This is a genomic window from Mycobacterium sp. 852002-30065_SCH5024008, assembly GCF_001665645.1.
Lineage (GTDB): Bacteria > Actinomycetota > Actinomycetes > Mycobacteriales > Mycobacteriaceae > Mycobacterium > Mycobacterium paraffinicum.
Map to the genome: position 1 here is coordinate 1 of NZ_LZSZ01000011.1, position 15,377 is coordinate 15,377.

General features: G+C 68.4%; 15 protein-coding genes and 1 pseudogene. 3 read left to right on the forward strand and 13 right to left on the reverse strand.

Annotated elements, in window-relative coordinates; translation table 11 throughout:
• Positions 1-243: 243 nt before the first annotated feature.
• The 4 genes and pseudogenes from A5781_RS24705 to A5781_RS00915 all read right to left on the reverse strand — a co-directional run.
• Positions 244-576, reverse strand: a pseudogene (locus tag A5781_RS24705) (signal recognition particle-docking protein FtsY); the annotation flags it as partial.
• Between the two features lie 54 nt (positions 577-630).
• A complete protein-coding gene (smc, locus tag A5781_RS00905) occupies positions 631-4,248 on the reverse strand; it encodes a chromosome segregation protein SMC (protein WP_067199721.1) in 3,618 nt (1,205 codons plus the stop codon).
• 179 nt (positions 4,249-4,427) lie between these two features.
• Positions 4,428-4,721, reverse strand: a complete 294-nt coding sequence (locus A5781_RS00910) for an acylphosphatase (protein WP_067199725.1) — start codon at positions 4,719-4,721, stop codon at positions 4,428-4,430.
• The gene (locus A5781_RS00915) at positions 4,708-5,121 is read right to left on the reverse strand and encodes an OsmC family protein (RefSeq protein WP_067199728.1); all 414 of its coding nucleotides are present in this window, start codon (positions 5,119-5,121) and stop codon (positions 4,708-4,710) included. Before A5781_RS00915 ends, A5781_RS00910 begins: the two co-directional genes overlap by 14 nt.
• A gap of 53 nt (positions 5,122-5,174) precedes the next feature.
• Between A5781_RS00915 and A5781_RS00920 the strand changes: the two genes are divergently transcribed.
• Complete coding sequence (locus tag A5781_RS00920) at positions 5,175-5,951, forward strand: PIG-L deacetylase family protein (protein WP_067199731.1); 777 nt, start codon at positions 5,175-5,177, stop codon at positions 5,949-5,951.
• A gap of 64 nt (positions 5,952-6,015) precedes the next feature.
• Here A5781_RS00920 and mutM read toward each other — a convergent pair whose 3' ends face one another.
• From mutM to sepIVA, 4 genes are read right to left on the reverse strand one after another with little or no spacing between them, the layout of a single operon-like run.
• Positions 6,016-6,876 (reverse strand): DNA-formamidopyrimidine glycosylase, encoded by an 861-nt coding sequence (gene mutM / locus A5781_RS00925; protein WP_067199734.1) that lies wholly within the window; start codon positions 6,874-6,876, stop codon positions 6,016-6,018.
• Positions 6,877-7,587, reverse strand: a complete 711-nt coding sequence (rnc, locus tag A5781_RS00930) for a ribonuclease III (protein WP_067199736.1) — start codon at positions 7,585-7,587, stop codon at positions 6,877-6,879.
• Positions 7,584-8,168, reverse strand: a complete 585-nt coding sequence (locus tag A5781_RS00935; protein ID WP_197503641.1) for a DUF177 domain-containing protein — start codon at positions 8,166-8,168, stop codon at positions 7,584-7,586. The genes rnc and A5781_RS00935 overlap by 4 nt, the downstream gene beginning before the upstream one ends.
• Positions 8,169-8,227: 59 nt before the next feature.
• On the reverse strand, positions 8,228-8,965 hold the full coding sequence (gene sepIVA, locus A5781_RS00940) for a cell division protein SepIVA (RefSeq protein WP_067199853.1): 738 nt from the start codon (positions 8,963-8,965) through the stop codon (positions 8,228-8,230).
• Positions 8,966-9,244: 279 nt separating this feature from the next.
• Between sepIVA and A5781_RS00945 the strand changes: the two genes are divergently transcribed.
• On the forward strand, positions 9,245-10,456 hold the full coding sequence (locus A5781_RS00945; RefSeq protein ID WP_067199739.1) for a permease: 1,212 nt from the start codon (positions 9,245-9,247) through the stop codon (positions 10,454-10,456).
• Between the two features lie 48 nt (positions 10,457-10,504).
• Here the strand turns inward: A5781_RS00945 and coaD are convergent, their stop codons facing one another.
• From coaD to A5781_RS00970, 5 genes are all read right to left on the reverse strand, one after another.
• Entirely contained in the window at positions 10,505-10,987 is a 483-nt protein-coding gene (coaD, locus tag A5781_RS00950) for a pantetheine-phosphate adenylyltransferase (RefSeq protein ID WP_066952547.1), read from the reverse strand.
• Positions 10,988-11,011: 24 nt separating this feature from the next.
• Entirely contained in the window at positions 11,012-11,566 is a 555-nt protein-coding gene (gene rsmD / locus A5781_RS00955; protein ID WP_067199742.1) for a 16S rRNA (guanine(966)-N(2))-methyltransferase RsmD, read from the reverse strand.
• Between the two features lie 10 nt (positions 11,567-11,576).
• Positions 11,577-12,200, reverse strand: coding sequence for a vitamin K epoxide reductase family protein (locus tag A5781_RS00960; protein WP_197503642.1), 624 nt, complete (start codon positions 12,198-12,200; stop codon positions 11,577-11,579).
• Positions 12,201-12,208: 8 nt separating this feature from the next.
• Positions 12,209-12,973 (reverse strand): DsbA family protein, encoded by a 765-nt coding sequence (locus tag A5781_RS00965; RefSeq protein WP_067199749.1) that lies wholly within the window; start codon positions 12,971-12,973, stop codon positions 12,209-12,211.
• A 96-nt stretch (positions 12,974-13,069) separates the two neighbouring features.
• A complete protein-coding gene (locus tag A5781_RS00970) occupies positions 13,070-14,185 on the reverse strand; it encodes an alpha/beta hydrolase (RefSeq protein WP_067199752.1) in 1,116 nt (371 codons plus the stop codon).
• 346 nt (positions 14,186-14,531) lie between these two features.
• On the opposite strand from A5781_RS00970, the gene A5781_RS00975 reads away from it, so the two are divergent.
• The gene (locus A5781_RS00975) at positions 14,532-15,377 is read left to right on the forward strand and encodes an aldo/keto reductase (RefSeq protein ID WP_156624285.1); all 846 of its coding nucleotides are present in this window, start codon (positions 14,532-14,534) and stop codon (positions 15,375-15,377) included.

Consider the following 15,377-nt stretch of genomic DNA (forward strand, 5'->3'; position numbering starts at 1 on the left):
ACACCCCCAACCCCCCCCCCCACCACACCAAACCCCCCACCCCCCCAACCACCACCCCCCCCACCACCACCAACCCCCCCACCCCCACAACCACCACCACCCCCCCCACCCACCCCCACCCCAACCCCCACCCCACCCCCCCCCCCCCCCCCCCCCCCCCCCCCCCCTTTTTTTTTTTTCAAGCAGAACACTGCATAGGATATGTAGCTCCGTCTCGTGGGCTCGGATATGTGTATAAGAGACAGGTGCTACCGGCGGCGGGGCGGGGGTCTTCAGGGTCTCCGGTTCGGGGAGCTCGACCTCCGAGATGGTGCGCCGCGGCGCGTCGCGAGGAACGGTGGCGTCGTCGCCCACCGCGGGCAGGCCCGTGGTGTCTAGCCGATCGGCCGTTGCGGTCTGGCTGAAGGCGATGCCGGACGACGCGGTGTAGCCACCCGAGCGGTCGATCGCGCCGGGCTCTGGCTTGGCCGTGAAGGTGATCCGTCGGCGGCGGTACCGCAGCAGCCCCAGGACCAGCGCCGCGATGACAACCAGGACAGCGACGACCGCGATGGCGATCCAAAGACCTTGGGACACGCTGACATTGTTTCAGGGGCACGACGCCGCGCGGTCGGCGCGGGGTCTGCGCCGCTACGAAGACTGCGAGACCAGCTGCTCCACCTGCTGCCCGCGCATCCGCTGTGAGATCACCGCGGTGATGCCGTCGCCCTGCATGGTCACGCCGTACAGCGCGTCGGCGACCTCCATCGTCGGCTTCTGGTGGGTGATGATGATCAGCTGCGACCGGGCCCTCAGCAGCTCGAACAAGCTGATCAGCCGGCGCAGGTTGGTGTCGTCGAGCGCGGCCTCCACCTCGTCCATGATGTAGAACGGCGACGGGCGGGCGCGGAAGATGGCCACCAGCATCGCCACCGCGGTCAGCGCCTTCTCGCCACCGGACAGCAACGAGAGCCGGGTGATCTTCTTGCCGGGCGGACGCGCCTCCACCTCGATGCCGGTCGTGAGCATGTCGTCCGGATCGGTGAGCCGCAGCCGGCCCTCGCCGCCGGGGAACAGCACGGTGAAGACTTCCCGGAATTCGCGTTCCACGTCGACGAAGGCGTCGCTGAACACCTGCAGGATGCGGGCATCGACGTCGGCGACGACGTCGAGCAGGTCTTTGCGGGCCGCCTTGACGTCCTCGAGCTGCGTGGACAGGAAGTTGTAGCGCTCCTCCAGGGCGGCGAACTCCTCCAGCGCCAGCGGGTTGACCCGGCCCAGCTCCGCGAGTTCCCGCTCGGCGCGTTTGGCCCGCCGCTCCTGGGTGGCCCGGTCATACGGCATCGGAGCGGGCGCGACCACTTGCTCACCGCGTTCCCGCGCTTGCTCGAATTCGGCCATCTCGAGCTCGGTGGGCGGCAGGGCCACGTCCGGCCCATACTCGGCGATCAGGTCGGGCGGCGCCATGCCGAACTGCTCGAGCACCATCTGTTCCAGCTGCTCGATGCGCATCGCCGCCTGCGCGTTGGCCACCTCGTCGCGGTGCAGCGAGTCGGTCAGGGTGGCCACCCGGGCGCTCAACGCGTTCACCTCTTCGCGCACCGCCGCCATCGCCGTCGCGCGCTCCTGGCGTTCGGCCGCCAGCGCTTCGCGGATCTTCGACGCCGCCGCGACCACCCAGTCCAGCCGCTGCGCCAGCAACCGGCCGGCGTCGGCCACCGCGGCGGCGACGGCGGCCGCGCGCAGCCGCGCCTCACGCGCCTGTTGAGCCCGCAGCCGTGCCTCGCGTTCGGCGGCCGCGGCACGGCGCAGCGAATCCGCGCGCCCGCGCACCGCATTGGCCCGCTCCTCGGCGGTTCGCACCGCCAGCCGGGCCTCCACCTCGGCGCTGCGGGCGGCCTCCGCGGCGGCGGCGATCCGCTGACGGACCTCCGCATGGTCGGGCCTGTCCGCGTCCACGTGCTGCGTCTCTTGAGCGTTGCGCAGCCGGTTTTCCAGTTCGGTGACTTCCTCGAGCGTCTGCGCGCGACCGGATTCGAGCTCCTCGCGCTGCCGCAGCAGCCTGCTCCACTCGTCTTCGGTCGAGCGGGCCTCCTGCCCGAGCCGGCCCAGTTGCTCGTACATCGCCGAGATCGCGGTGTCGGATTCGTTGAGCGCGGCCAATGCCTGTTCGGCGGAGTCCTGGCGGGCGGCCTGCTCGGTCAGCGCGCCCGAGAGCGCCGCGGTCAGCTGGGCGACCTGCGACTCCGCGGCGGCCAGCTGACTGCCGGCTTTGTCGATTTCCGAAGCCACCTCGAGCGTGGACAACTTGCGGTCCGAGCCCCCACTCACCCAGCCCGCGCCCACCAGATCGCCGTCGAGCGTGACCGCGCGCAACTGCGGTCGCGCCGCCACCAGCTCCAGCGCCTGATCCAGGTCGTCGACCACCGCGACCCCCGAGAGCATCGCCGTGATGGCACCGCGCAGCCGCGCGGGCGTCTCGATCAGGTCCAGCGCCCACAGGGCGGTGCCCGGCAGGGCGTCACGCGCCGCGGGGTGGTCGGCGGGCCAGTCGCCGAGCACCAGCGCCGCGCGGCCGCCGTCGGCCTGTTTGAGGGCGGCGACGGCGGACCGGGCCGCGCCGAAGCTTTCGGCGGCCAGCGCGTCGGCCGCCGATCCCAGCACCGCGGCCAGCGCCGCCTCATAGCCGGAGCGGACCTTGACCAACTTCGCGATTGGCCCGAAAAGTCCCGCCTGAGAATGATTTTCGGTAAGCCAGGCCGCGCCGTCCTTGCGCTCCAGCCCGACCGACAGCGCGTCGATGCGCGCCCGCAGCGAGGCCACCCGGCGTTCGGCGTCGCGTTCGGCGGATTGCAGTTCGACAACGCGTGCGTCGGCCAACCGCAACGCGGCGACGGTCCGCTCGTGGTGCTCGTCCAGACCCACCTCGCCCTGGTCGAGTTCGCCGACGCGTCCCTGCACGGTTTCGAATTCCGCCTTGGACTGCTGCGCGCGGGCGGCGGCCTGTTCGATGCGTTCGGACAGCCGCGCGACGCTGTCGTCGATCGATTCGACGCGCGCCCGCATGGTCTCCACCTGACCGGCCAGCCGCGCCAGGCCCTCACGCCGGTCCGCCTCGGCCCGCACCGCCGCCAGGTGGGCCCGGTCGGCCTCGGCGGCCTCGCGCTCACGCTCGCCCAGTTCGGCGCGGGCGGCATCGAGCCGCGTGCGCGTCTCCGCCAATTCGGCCAGCAATTGCTGCTCGGCGACGGCAACCCGCTCGGCCTCGGCTTCCAACTCTTCAGGCTTTCTGGGGTCGTTCTCGCTGGGCGGTGCGGGTTCCACGTCGAGATGGTGCGCGCGTTCGCTGGCGATGCGGACCGTCGCGGCCACCCGTTCGGCCAGCGCGGACAGCCCGAACCAGGTCTGCTGCACGGATTCGGCGCGAACCGACAGTTCGGCCACCGCCGCCTCGTGCGCGGTGAGCTCCTCGGACGCCACGGCCAGGCGGGCGGCGGCCTCGTCGTGCTCGCGGCGGATGGCGGCCTCGGCCTCGAAGATGGCGTCGCGCTGCACCTGCCGGCTGACCAGGTCGTCGGCGGCCAGCCGCAACCGGGCGTCGCGCAGGTCGGCCTGGATGGTCTGGGCGCGACGGGCCACCTCGGCCTGGCGGCCCAGCGGTTTGAGCTGGCGGCGCAGCTCGGTGGTCAGATCGGTGAGCCGGGCCAGGTTCGCCGACATCGCGTCGAGTTTGCGGAGGGCCTTCTCCTTGCGCTTGCGGTGCTTGAGCACGCCGGCGGCCTCTTCGATGAAGGCGCGACGGTCTTCTGGTCGCGACTGCAGGATCTCGTCAAGCTTGCCCTGCCCCACGATGACGTGCATCTCGCGGCCGATCCCGGAATCACTCAGCAGCTCCTGCACATCCATCAAACGGCAACTGGCACCGTTGATTTCGTATTCGCTGGCGCCATCACGAAACATGCGGCGGGTGATCGACACCTCGGAGTATTCGATCGGCAGCGCGTTGTCGGAGTTGTCGATGGTGACCGTGACTTCGGCGCGGCCCAGCGGGGCCCGCGACGAGGTGCCGGCGAAGATGACGTCTTCCATCTTGCCGCCACGCAGGGTCTTTGCTCCCTGCTCCCCCATCACCCAGGCCAGGGCGTCGACGACGTTGGATTTGCCGGAACCGTTGGGTCCGACGACCGCGGTGATGCCCGGCTCGAAACGCAGAGTCGTCGGCGATGCGAAGGACTTGAAGCCCTTCAGCGTCAGACTCTTGAGGTACACGGCGAGCCAGACTACCGCTCAAATCGCCCGTGCCGCCCTCACCGAGGGGTGTCGCCTGGGTCGAAATACGGCCGCTGAACACAGTCGACGCACTGGCCACAGTGACCACATCAGTCACGGGAACAGATGCGATGCCGGGCGCCGAAAGGTGATAGCGCCGGCGGTATCACGTTCAGGCGTCAGCGCTCGACGAAGCCTTCGTAACGTTCCTGCGGCTGCGACCAGTCGGCGACGACCTTCTCGACGCGGCCCGGCCTGGACGGCCACGACTCGCCGCCTTCCAGCAGCGCCAGCAGCTTCTCGCCGGCCTCGCGCGGCCCCTGAGCGACCACCAGGACGCGGCCGTCGGCCTGGTTGGCCGCGTAACCGGTCAGGCCCAGCTCGAGCGCCCGGCAGCGCGTCCACCAGCGAAAGCCGACGCCCTGGACCGTCCCGTGCACCCAGGCGGTGAGCCGGACGTCAGGATCCGACATCGGCGACCTTGAAATTGACCTGCGTGCCGGCTTTCAGCGTGCGCCCCACGGTGCAGACCAGGTCGATCGCCCGATCGACCACCACCAGCAGCCGCTCCTTCTCCTCCGAGGAGAGTCCGGACAGGTCGAGCTCGAGCGTCTCTTCCAGGAGTGGATAGACCTCGTTTTCGCGGTCGGCGGCCCCGGACACCCTGACCACCGCTTTGTAGTCGTCGCCGAGCCGGCGGGCGAGCGGCTGGTCGCTGGACATCCCGCTGCACGCGCCGAGCGCGATCTTCAGCAGCTCACCGGGGGTGAACACGCCCTCGACGTCCTCCGAGCCGATGAGGACCTGCGCACCGCGCGAGCTGTATCCGGTGTAACGGCGCGATCCCGTGCGCTCCACCCAGAGTTCGGTCATGCCCTACTTCTTACCGGGCGTGCATTCACCGCGCCCTGGGCATACTGCGTTTCATGGCCACCGTGGTCGCCTTCCACGCACATCCCGACGACGAGGTGATCCTCACCGGAGGGACGCTCGCACGCGCGGCGGCAGGTGGGCATCGCGTGGTCGTCGTCACCGCAACCGACGGGCGCGTGCACAACGAGGAAAGCGGTTTTCGGCTGGACGAATTGCGTTCGAGCGCCGACATTTTGGGAGCGCGGCGGGTTGAGTGCCTCGGCTATGCCGATAGCGGATATGGCCCGGTGTTCTACCCGGATCCGCCGGGGCGGGTCCGCTTCGGGCGAGCAAACGTCGAGGAGGCGGCGCAGCGGCTCGCGGCAATACTCAGCGAGGAAGACGCGGACCTCCTGCTCAGCTATCAGCCCAACGGCGGCTACGGCCACCGGGATCATGTCCAGGTGCATCACGTTGGCAAGCGGGGCGCCGAACTCGCGGCGACCCCGCGAGTGCTGGAGGCGACTATGCCGCGCGAATTACTTGTGCGCGTCGGCCATCTCGCCAGTCTGCTGCGGCTGCCGGCGCCCTACGAGCCGCACATCGCCCGCACCGCGTACGCGCCGCGGGCGAGCATCACCCACCGCATCGACGTCTTCGGATTCGCGCGCCAGAAGCGAGACGCGTTCGCCGCCCACCGCTCACAGATCGGTGACTCCGGCGTGGCCGCCCGCATGTACGGGGTCCTGCTTCGACTGCCACCTCAGGCGTTCGGCCTGCTGTTTCCCCGCGAGTGGTTCGTCGACCCGGCCCTGCCCACGGGGTCCGCGCGCCGGGACATCTTCGATTGATCCGCCGTCGCCCCGCTCGGCGTGCCGCCGCCGTGGGCGCACACCCAAAGCCCCACGCGCACAATCAAAGCCGCGGCCTCGGCTGACATCTCGGGCAGTAGAACGATGACCGGTTCATGAACTTCTCCCGGCGCATCACCGCGCCGCAGCGCCGGCAGCTCTGCCCCTCGCGGCCATAGGCGTCCAGCGACCGGTCGAAATAGCCCGATTCGCCGTTGACGTTGATATACAGCGAGTCGAACGACGTCCCGCCTTGCGCCAGCGCGTCGCGCATCACGTCGGCCGCGGCGTCTAGGACGGCGGCCAGCTGGCGGCGGCTCAACCCGGCGGCGATCCGGGCGCCGTTGACCTTGGCCCGCCACAGCGCCTCGTCGGCATAGATGTTGCCGATGCCCGAAACCACCGTTTGGTCGAGGAGCTGCCGCTTGATCTCGGAATGCTTGCGCCGCAAGACATTAACGACAGCATCGCGGTCGAAGAGCGGGTCCAGCGGGTCGCGGGCGAGGTGCGCGACGGGGACCGGGACGATGCTTCCGTCCACGCTCACCAGATCGGCAAGCATCCACCCGCCGAAGGTGCGCTGGTCGGCGAAGCTCAGCACTGTTCCGTCGTCGAGCAGCGCGGAGATGCGGACGTGGTCGGCGCGCGGCACTTCCCCCAGCAGCATCTGGCCGCTCATGCCGAGGTGCACGACGAGCGCGGTGTCCGGTTGGCCCGGACCGTCGAGCAGCAGCCACAGGTACTTGCCGCGCCGATCGGTGCCGGTGATCCGGGCGTCGAGCAGCCGGGCGGTGAGGTCGGCGGGCCCGGCCTCGTGCCGGCGCACCGCGCGCGGGTGGTGCACTCGGACGGCGGTGATGGTCCTGCCCACGACGCGGGCCTGCAAGCCGCGGCGGACCACCTCGACTTCGGGCAGTTCGGGCATCTAATTCCCGGGAACCGCCGTGTCCAGCACTTCCAGCGCTTTCCAGGTGGCCGCCGCGGCCTTCTGCTCGGCTTCCTTCTTGGAGCGCCCCACGCCGGAGCCGTATTCGGTGTCCATCACGACGACGACGGCGGTGAATTCCTTGTCGTGGTCCGGGCCGGTGGAGGTGACGACGTAGGACGGCGCGCCCATGCCCCGCGCCGCGGTCAGCTCCTGCAGGCTGGTCTTCCAGTCCAGCCCGGCGCCCAGGGTCGGGGCCGCGTCCAGCAGCGCGCCGAACAATCGCAGGATCACCTCGCGGGCCGTGTCGATTCCGTGCTGCAGGTAGATGGCGCCCAGCAGCGATTCCATGCCGTCGGCCAGGATGCTCGACTTGTCGGCGCCGCCGGTGTTGGCTTCCCCGCGCCCGAGGTAGAGGTGCACGCCCAGGCCGTCCGCGGACAGCTTGCGCGCAACGTCGGCCAGCGCCTGAGTGTTGACGACGCTGGCCCGAAGCTTGGCCAGGTCGCCTTCAGAACGGTCGGGATGGCGGTGGTAGAGCTCGTCGGTGATGGTCAGGCCGAGTACGGCGTCGCCGAGGAATTCCAGCCGTTCGTTGGTCGGCAGCCCGCCGTGCTCGTAGGCGTAGCTGCGGTGCGTCAACGCCAGCGAGAGCAGCTCGTCAGGCAGCTCGACCCCGAGGGCATCGAGCAGGTCTTGCCGTGACGTCACTGCTCACCCCGCGCCGCGTCGGCCTCGGGAAACATGCCCGCCAGCTTCGACCACCGCGGGTCGATGGCGTCGTGGTGATGGTCCGGCTCGGCCGCGAGGGCAACGCCGCATTCGGGGCACAGCCCCGGGCAATCGGGGGTGCACACCGGCGAGAACGGCAGCTCCAGTCCCACGGCGTCGACGATCGACTGCTCGAGGTCGATGATGTCGTCGACGATGTGCCCGACCTCGTCCTCCTCGGTGGTCGCCTCGGTCGTGCTGTCGGGGTAGGCGAACAGTTCGGTCAACCGGATCTGCACGTGACCCTTCACCGGGGTCAGGCAACGGGAGCATTCGCCGGCGGTGGGCGCGTCCACCGTCCCCGTCACCAATACGCCCTCGGAGACCGACTGAACTTGCAGGTCGAGCTCCAACGGAGCGCCCGCCTCGATCGCGATCATGTCCAGCCCGATGCGCGACGGGGTGGGCACGGTCTTCCGCAGGGTCACCATCGCCCCGGGGCGCCGCCCCAGCCGGGCGATGTCAATCGTCATCGGCGAGCTCAGATGGCGCCGCGAGGTGGTGCTGTGCTGCCGCGTCATATCAGAAATCCTACGGCGCGAACCGCACAATTCCAGGGCGCGGCCGCCCGGTTGACGCGCTAGCGCACCGCGTAGTCGTGCGTACCGGCCGCCGTCCGGAGTTGGTGACGGCCGCGCCCGACGGAGCGCAGGGTGCCGTTGAGGAATTCCTCGAACTCGGCGAGCTTGTTGTCGACGTAGATGTCGCACTCACCGCGCAGCCGGTCGGCCTCGGCATGCGCCGAGTCGATGAGACGCGTGGCCTCGGCGTTCGCCGCCTCCACCACGCTGTTCTGGGACACCAGGCGCTGCTGCTCCTTGATGCCCTCCTGGACGGCCTTCTCGTACGAGATGTTGCCGTTCTCGAGCAGCCGGTCGGCCTCGGCCTGCGCGCGGCCGACGCTGGCCTCGTACTCTCGTTTGGCCGCCGTGGCGATGCGCATCGACTCCTCGCGGGCCTCGCCGACCATCCGCTCGCTGTGCTGGCGAGCCTCGCTCACCATGCGGTCGGCCTGCGCTTTTGCGTCCGACAACAGCCGGTCGGCCTCCGCACGGGCGTGGTTGAGCATCGAATCCGACTCGGTGGTCGCCGAGGAAACCATGGATTCGGCGTGCGACTTGGCGTCCTGCAGCATCGAGTCGCGCGCGTCGAGCACATCCTGCGCGTCGTCCAGCTCGCCGGGGATTGCATCCTTGATGTCGTCGATCAGTTCCAGCACGTCACCGCGAGGCACCACGCAGCCGGCCGTCATCGGAACGCCGCGTGCTTCTTCAACGATGGCGCTCAATTCGTCGAGCGCTTCAAAGACTCTGTACACGGCCACATCCTCCTGGCGTCTGCAAAAACCCTGTTGTTACCAGTGTGCCTGGTGTTGCCTTTGTGACAGTGGTGGCGAGGCCGGTGTGTCGGACATTTGACCGCGACAACGACGCGAAACGCCGCCGAAAACCGGCTGCGGCCTCGCCGTCATCAGTGAAATGCATCGAAACGCCCGTCCGCGCCACCAAGGCTGGTTGCACCTGTTGCGGCCATTCTAGGGGTCGCGGCGGCTCCAGGCGCTGGCCAGCGCACTTTGCAGCGGTTGACCTATACCCCCATGGGGTATAGGTTTGGGGCCCAGCCCATCGAAGGGGAAGGATTAGAACTCGTGCTAGCAGCGGTCGGACACGCCTTGGCGGTGGCGGGATCGATGACGTGGGAAATCCTGTGGGCGCTGATCTTGGGGTTTGCCCTGTCGGCGGTGGTGCAGGCGGTGGTGCGGCGCTCCACCATCGTGGCGCTGCTGGGCGACGACCGGCCGCGCACCTTGGCGCTGGCCGCCGGCCTCGGTGCGGCGTCGTCGTCGTGCTCGTACGCCGCGGTCGCGTTGGCCCGATCACTCTTCCGCAAGGGCGCCAGCTTCACCGCCGCCATGGCGTTCGAGATCGGCTCTACCAACCTGGTGGTGGAACTGGGCATCATCCTGGCCCTGCTGATGGGCTGGCAGTTCACCGCCGCGGAATTCGTCGGCGGCCCGCTGATGATCGTGGTGCTCGCCGTGTTGTTCCGGTTGTTCGTGCGATCTCGGCTTATCGATGCCGCCCGTGAGCAGGCCGACCGCGGAATCGCCGGCTCGATGGAAGGCCATGCGGCCATGGACATGTCCATCAAGAAGCAGGGCTCGTTCGCTCAGCGCCTATTCACCGCGGAGGGCTTCACTTCCGTTGCCCATGTGTTCGTGATGGAGTGGCTGGCGATCCTGCGCGACCTCGTCCTGGGCTTGTTGATCGCGGGGGCCATCGCGGCGTGGGTGCCCGAAAAGTTTTGGCAGGTCTTCTTTTTGGCCGACCACCCGGGCTGGTCGACGATATGGGGTCCGATCGTCGGACCAATCGTGGCGATCGTGTCCTTCGTGTGCTCGATCGGCAATGTGCCGCTGGCCGCGGTGCTGTGGAACGGGGGCATCAGTTTCGGCGGTGTCATCGCGTTCATTTACGCCGACCTGCTGATCCTGCCGATCCTCAACATCTACCGCAAGTACTACGGCACCAGGATGATGCTGACGCTGCTGGGCACGTTCTACGCCGCCATGGTCGCCGCGGGCTATATGGTCGAATTGTTCTTCGGCGCAGCAAGTCTCATTCCGAAGCAGCGCAACGCCACGGTCATGGAAGCGACGATTTCGTGGAACTACACGACCTGGCTCAACATCGCCTTCCTTGCCGTCGCGGCCATTCTGGTGGTCCGGTTTGTCGCGACGGGCGGAGTTCCGATGGCGCGGATGATGGGCGGCTCCCCCGACGGTGGCCACGACCACGAGTGCCACTAGCTGGCGGCGCAAATCCTCTGCGCGAGTGCGCGTTTGCGGTGCAGCGCTTCAGGAGCGGCCGGCAAGCTTTTCGCGCAGGCGGCGATTGACCGGTTCGGGCAGTAGTTCCGAGACGTCGCCGCCCAACAGCGCAACCTCTTTGGCCAAGGACGACGACACGAACGAATACCGCGGCGTCGTCGCGACGAAAAACGTGTCGACACCGGCGATGTGCTTGTTCATCTGCGCCATCTGCAGCTCGTATTCGAAGTCGGTGCCGGTGCGCAGGCCCTTCACGATCGCGGTCATCCCCTGTGACCTGACGAAGTCCACCACCAGGCCCTGGCCGGCCTCGACGCGCAGGTTGGGCAGATGTGTCGTCGACTCGTTGATCATCGCGATCCGCTCGTCGAGCTCGAACATGCCCTTCTTGGCGGGATTGGTCAGGATCGCCACCACCACCTCGTCGAACTGAGCCGCCGCCCGTTCGAAGACGTCGATGTGGCCCAACGTCACTGGATCAAACGACCCCGGGCATACCGCGCCACTCATGACGAAAGACGGTACACGCCCGCCTCACAGTCGTTCGGCCATCTCCAAACGGGTGTCGCCATACACGCGCGGCGGCCAGACGGACCAGCCGGCCGGCCAGGTCAGCTCCGCGCCGAACGCCGCCCGCTCCACCACCGCCACTGTTCCGGCCTTCGTCCAGCCGTGGGTGTCCAAAGCGGCCAGCGCGGCTTCCACCTCGGCGGCCTCGACGTCGTAGGGCGGGTCGGCCAGAACGAGGTCGACCGGGCGCTGGGTCCCGGTCGCCAAGGCCGTCGCGACCGCGCCGCGGCGCACCGCCGCGCCGGGCAAACCGAGCGCGTCGATGTTGCGTGCGATGACCGAAGCGCTGCGCTGATCCGATTCCACGAACAGCGCCGAGGCGGCCCCACGCGACAGCGCCTCCAATCCCAGTGCGCCGGAACCGGCATAAAGGTCGAGCACCGCGATGCCGTTCAGGTCACGCCGCACAGTCAAGATGTTGAAGAGCGACTCACGCACCCGGTCGGTGGTCGGCCTGGTCCCTCGCGGCGGGACGGCGATGCGCCGGCCGCCTGCCACGCCGCCGATGATCCGCGTCACCTGCCAACACTTACAGCAGCGTCGACCAATAGTCCCAGAACCGCGCCATGATCAGCAGAAACACCGCGGTGAACCACAGCGCGGCGATGGACCACCGCCATTGGTACAGCACCCACGCCACACCGCGTCCCCGGCGTTGCAGCGCCGGCCGGAACACGATCGAGGCGACGACCACGAGCAGCGTCATGGTGGCCGCCCAGACCACCATGCAGTACGGGCACAACGCGCCGATGCTGTACAGGCTCTCGTAGATCAGCCAGTGCACGAACACCGCCCCGATCACCAGCCCGATCATCAGGCCGATCCAATACCATTGCGGCAAAGCCACTTTGGTCACCGCCAGCAGGCCGGTGACGACCACCACGGTGAACGCCCCCAGGCCGAGCAGCGGATTGGGGAATCCCAGCACCGACGCCTGCGGCGTGACCATCACCGAACCGCACGACAGGATCGGGTTGAAGTTGCACGACGGCACGTACGCCGGGTTGAGCAGGAGGTCGATCTTCTCCACGGTCAGCGTCGCGGAGGCCACCAAGCCGATCACACCGGCGATCAGCACCCACCACGCGCTCGGCACCGGCACGCGCGCTTCGGGACCCGATTCCGGTGTCAGGCCGGCGGTTTGGGCTGACACCGGGGTGGTCACGTGGCCGCGGGGGTCGCGGCGCCGTCGATGCCCGGCACGTCGCCCACGATGCTCTTGATCTTGGCGACCAGCGCATCGGGCGTGGACGGGTCGTAATCGTCGCCGTTGATCTTGATGGTCGGCGTGGCACTGATCTTCGCGGCCGCCGCCTCACCCGTGACCTTGGCGATGTACTTGCCGCTGTTGATGCAGTCGGGCACCTTGCCCACGACGCCGGCTTCGCGCGCGAGCTCGATCAACCGGGCATTGTCGGGAAAGCTGGTGCCGCGTTCGCTGGGCTGCAGGTCGGTGGTGAACAGCGCGGTGTGGAATCGGCGGAACGCGTCGAGGGACTCGTCGGCCACGCACAGGGCCGCGGCGCCCGCCCGCGACGAGTAGTTCTGGTTCCTGGAGTTATCGAGAATCGACACCATGGAGTAGTCGGCCGCAATGGCGCCGACGTCGATGAGCCTGGACACCGTCGGGCCGAAGGTGCGCTCGAAGTTGCCGCAGGCCGGGCAGAGGAAGTCCTCGTAGAACGTGACCACGGCCTTGGGGTTGCTCGTCCCGGGCTGGGTGACCAGCTTGCTCGACGTCACCCGCACCGTGTCGCCCGCGCCGATGGCGGCGGTCTTCTTGTGGTGCGTGACCACGATGTAGGAGACCAGCGCGACGAGGAAGATGACGACGACGGCGGTCCCGCCGATCTGGACGAGTCGGCCCGATTTACCGTCGGCGGCCTTCATGTCAAAGCGCGGGGGGCGTTTGGATTTGTCGGCCACAGTTTCCGTGATCCTTCGGTGCTCGGGTGTCGTTCGTTGGTGGACGTAACTCGTTCGTGGGCGCCTCTAGATTACCGGCGGCGACCGCGCAACAGGTCAGACCCGGCTCAGGTGGGCACGCAGCGCCGAAATCAACTCGGTGGTCGCGGCGGCACTGCCGCCGCCGAGCTGGAACAGATTGGCGAAGCCGTGCGTCAGCGACCCCATGCACCGCAGATCGACCGCAGTCCCGGCGGCCTGCAGGGCCGCCGCGTAGCTCTCGCCTTCGTCGCGCAATGGGTCGAAACCGGCGACCGCGATCAGCGCGGGCGCCAGCCCGGCCAACGACTCGGCCAGCAGCGGCGATACCCGCGGGTCCGCCCGGTCGATGCCCGAACGCCTGAGGTATTGCGACTCGAACCAATCGATGTCGCGCTTGGTCAGCAGGAACCCGCGGGCGAACAGGCCGATCGAACGGGTCTGCGCGGTGAAGTCGGTCCGCGGGTAGATCAGCCACTGCAGCACGGGGGCGGGGTCACCCTCGTCGCGCGCCCGTTGGCAGACGACGGCGGCCAGGTTGCCGCCCGCACTGTCGCCGCCGACCGCGACCCGGCCTGGCGCGGCGCCGAGTTCCCCGGCGTGGTCGTATGCCCACCTGAAGGCGGCGTACGCGTCCTCGACCGCGGCCGGCGCCGGATGCTCGGGAGCCAGCCGGTAGTCGATCGACAGCACGTGTATGCCGGCGTCACGGCACGTCAACCGGCACAACGCGTCGTAGGAGTCCAAGTCGCCGATCGACCATCCGCCGCCGTGGTAGAAGACCAGCACGGGCGCGGACGCGCCGTCGGCGGGGCGGTAGTGCCGCGCCGGGATTTCGCCGGCGGGCCCCGGCAGCGATAGCTCCTGGACGTCGACGTGGATCTGCGGCCCGGGAAGCTCCAGCAACAGCTGGCGCATCTGGGCGCGGGACGCGCCCGGGTCGTCGTCGACGACCAGGCCGTCGATGCCGACGGCGCGCAGACCGGAGAGCATCAGCTGCAGCGTGGGGTCCAGTGTGTTGCCGTCGATGGTCACCGAGCGGCCACCGAACAGCGCGCGCTTGGCGGGGGTCGGGATCCACGGAATGACCTTGACCCCGATCGTGGAGACCGCGCCCTGCATGCGACTGGCCAGGCGCATGGGCGTGTGCTTCACGCCGAGGTGCAGGTCCGGCGCGGGCACGCTCTTGGTCATGGGTACTCCCTCGAATAAAACGTCGTAACGCTCGACGCTGCCCGCCGTCGTCTCGAAGCCTTCCGGCCCGGGCGGCCACCGATCAGTGCCCTTGGCGCCGGGCGCGCTGCGCGACCGACAGGGCACTTGCCGGTTCCGGTGCGCCGTGTGACCAACACTACGTGGTCACGATTATGCGAAATGCAGACCAGGGTCCGATAACACTGCGCGCCCCGCCCCGGCGTTTGACGAGGTGGTATTTTGCAGCCCGGTAATATCGCGCCGATGGAATGGCGTCGATCTCCTCGCTCGATGACGACATCCGGTTTGGTCCACGAACGTTCAATTTCATAGGCAGGTGAATACATTGGCTGGCGAGTCGGGCGTTGCCGTGCCCTCGATAGCTCTTAATGACGAAAACACGATGCCCGTCCTTGGCCTCGGCGTCGCGGATTTGTCGGAGGACGAGACCGAGCGCGCGGTCTCCGCGGCGCTGGAGATGGGCTGCCGGCTGATCGACACCGCCTCGGCCTACGGCAACGAAGCGGCCGTCGGCCGAGCGATTGCGTCCTCCGGGATTCCGCGTGCCGAACTGTTCGTCACCACCAAACTCGCCACCACCGACCACGGGTTCCTGCGATCCATGGAGGCCTGCAAGGAGAGCCTGGAGCAGCTGGGCCTGGATTATCTCGACCTGTACCTGATCCACTGGCCGGTCCCGGCACGAGGCGAATACGTGAATTCCTTCGGCGGGCTGATCCAGTGCCGCGGCGACGGGCTCGCGCGTTCGATCGGCGTCTCGAACTTCACCGACATACACGTGACGGACGTCATCGACCTGAGCTTTGTGACCCCGGTAGTCAACCAGGTCGAGTTGCACCCGCTGCTCAACCAGGAGGCGCTGCGCAAGACCAACGCCGAACACAACGTGGTTACCCAGGCCTACACGCCGCTGGCGCTCGGCAAGTTGAACGACAACCCGACGGTGACTTCCGTTGCCGGCGAATACGGCAAGACGCCGGCGCAGGTGCTGCTGCGGTGGAACCTGCAGCTGGGCAACGCGGTCGTCTTCCGGTCCGCCAATCCCGAGCACATCGCCGGGAACCTCGACGTCTTCGACTTCGAGTTGGCCGCCGAGCACATGGACGCCATCAACGGGCTCAACGACGGCACCCGGCTGCGCCCGGATCCGAACACCTACGACGGCACCTGA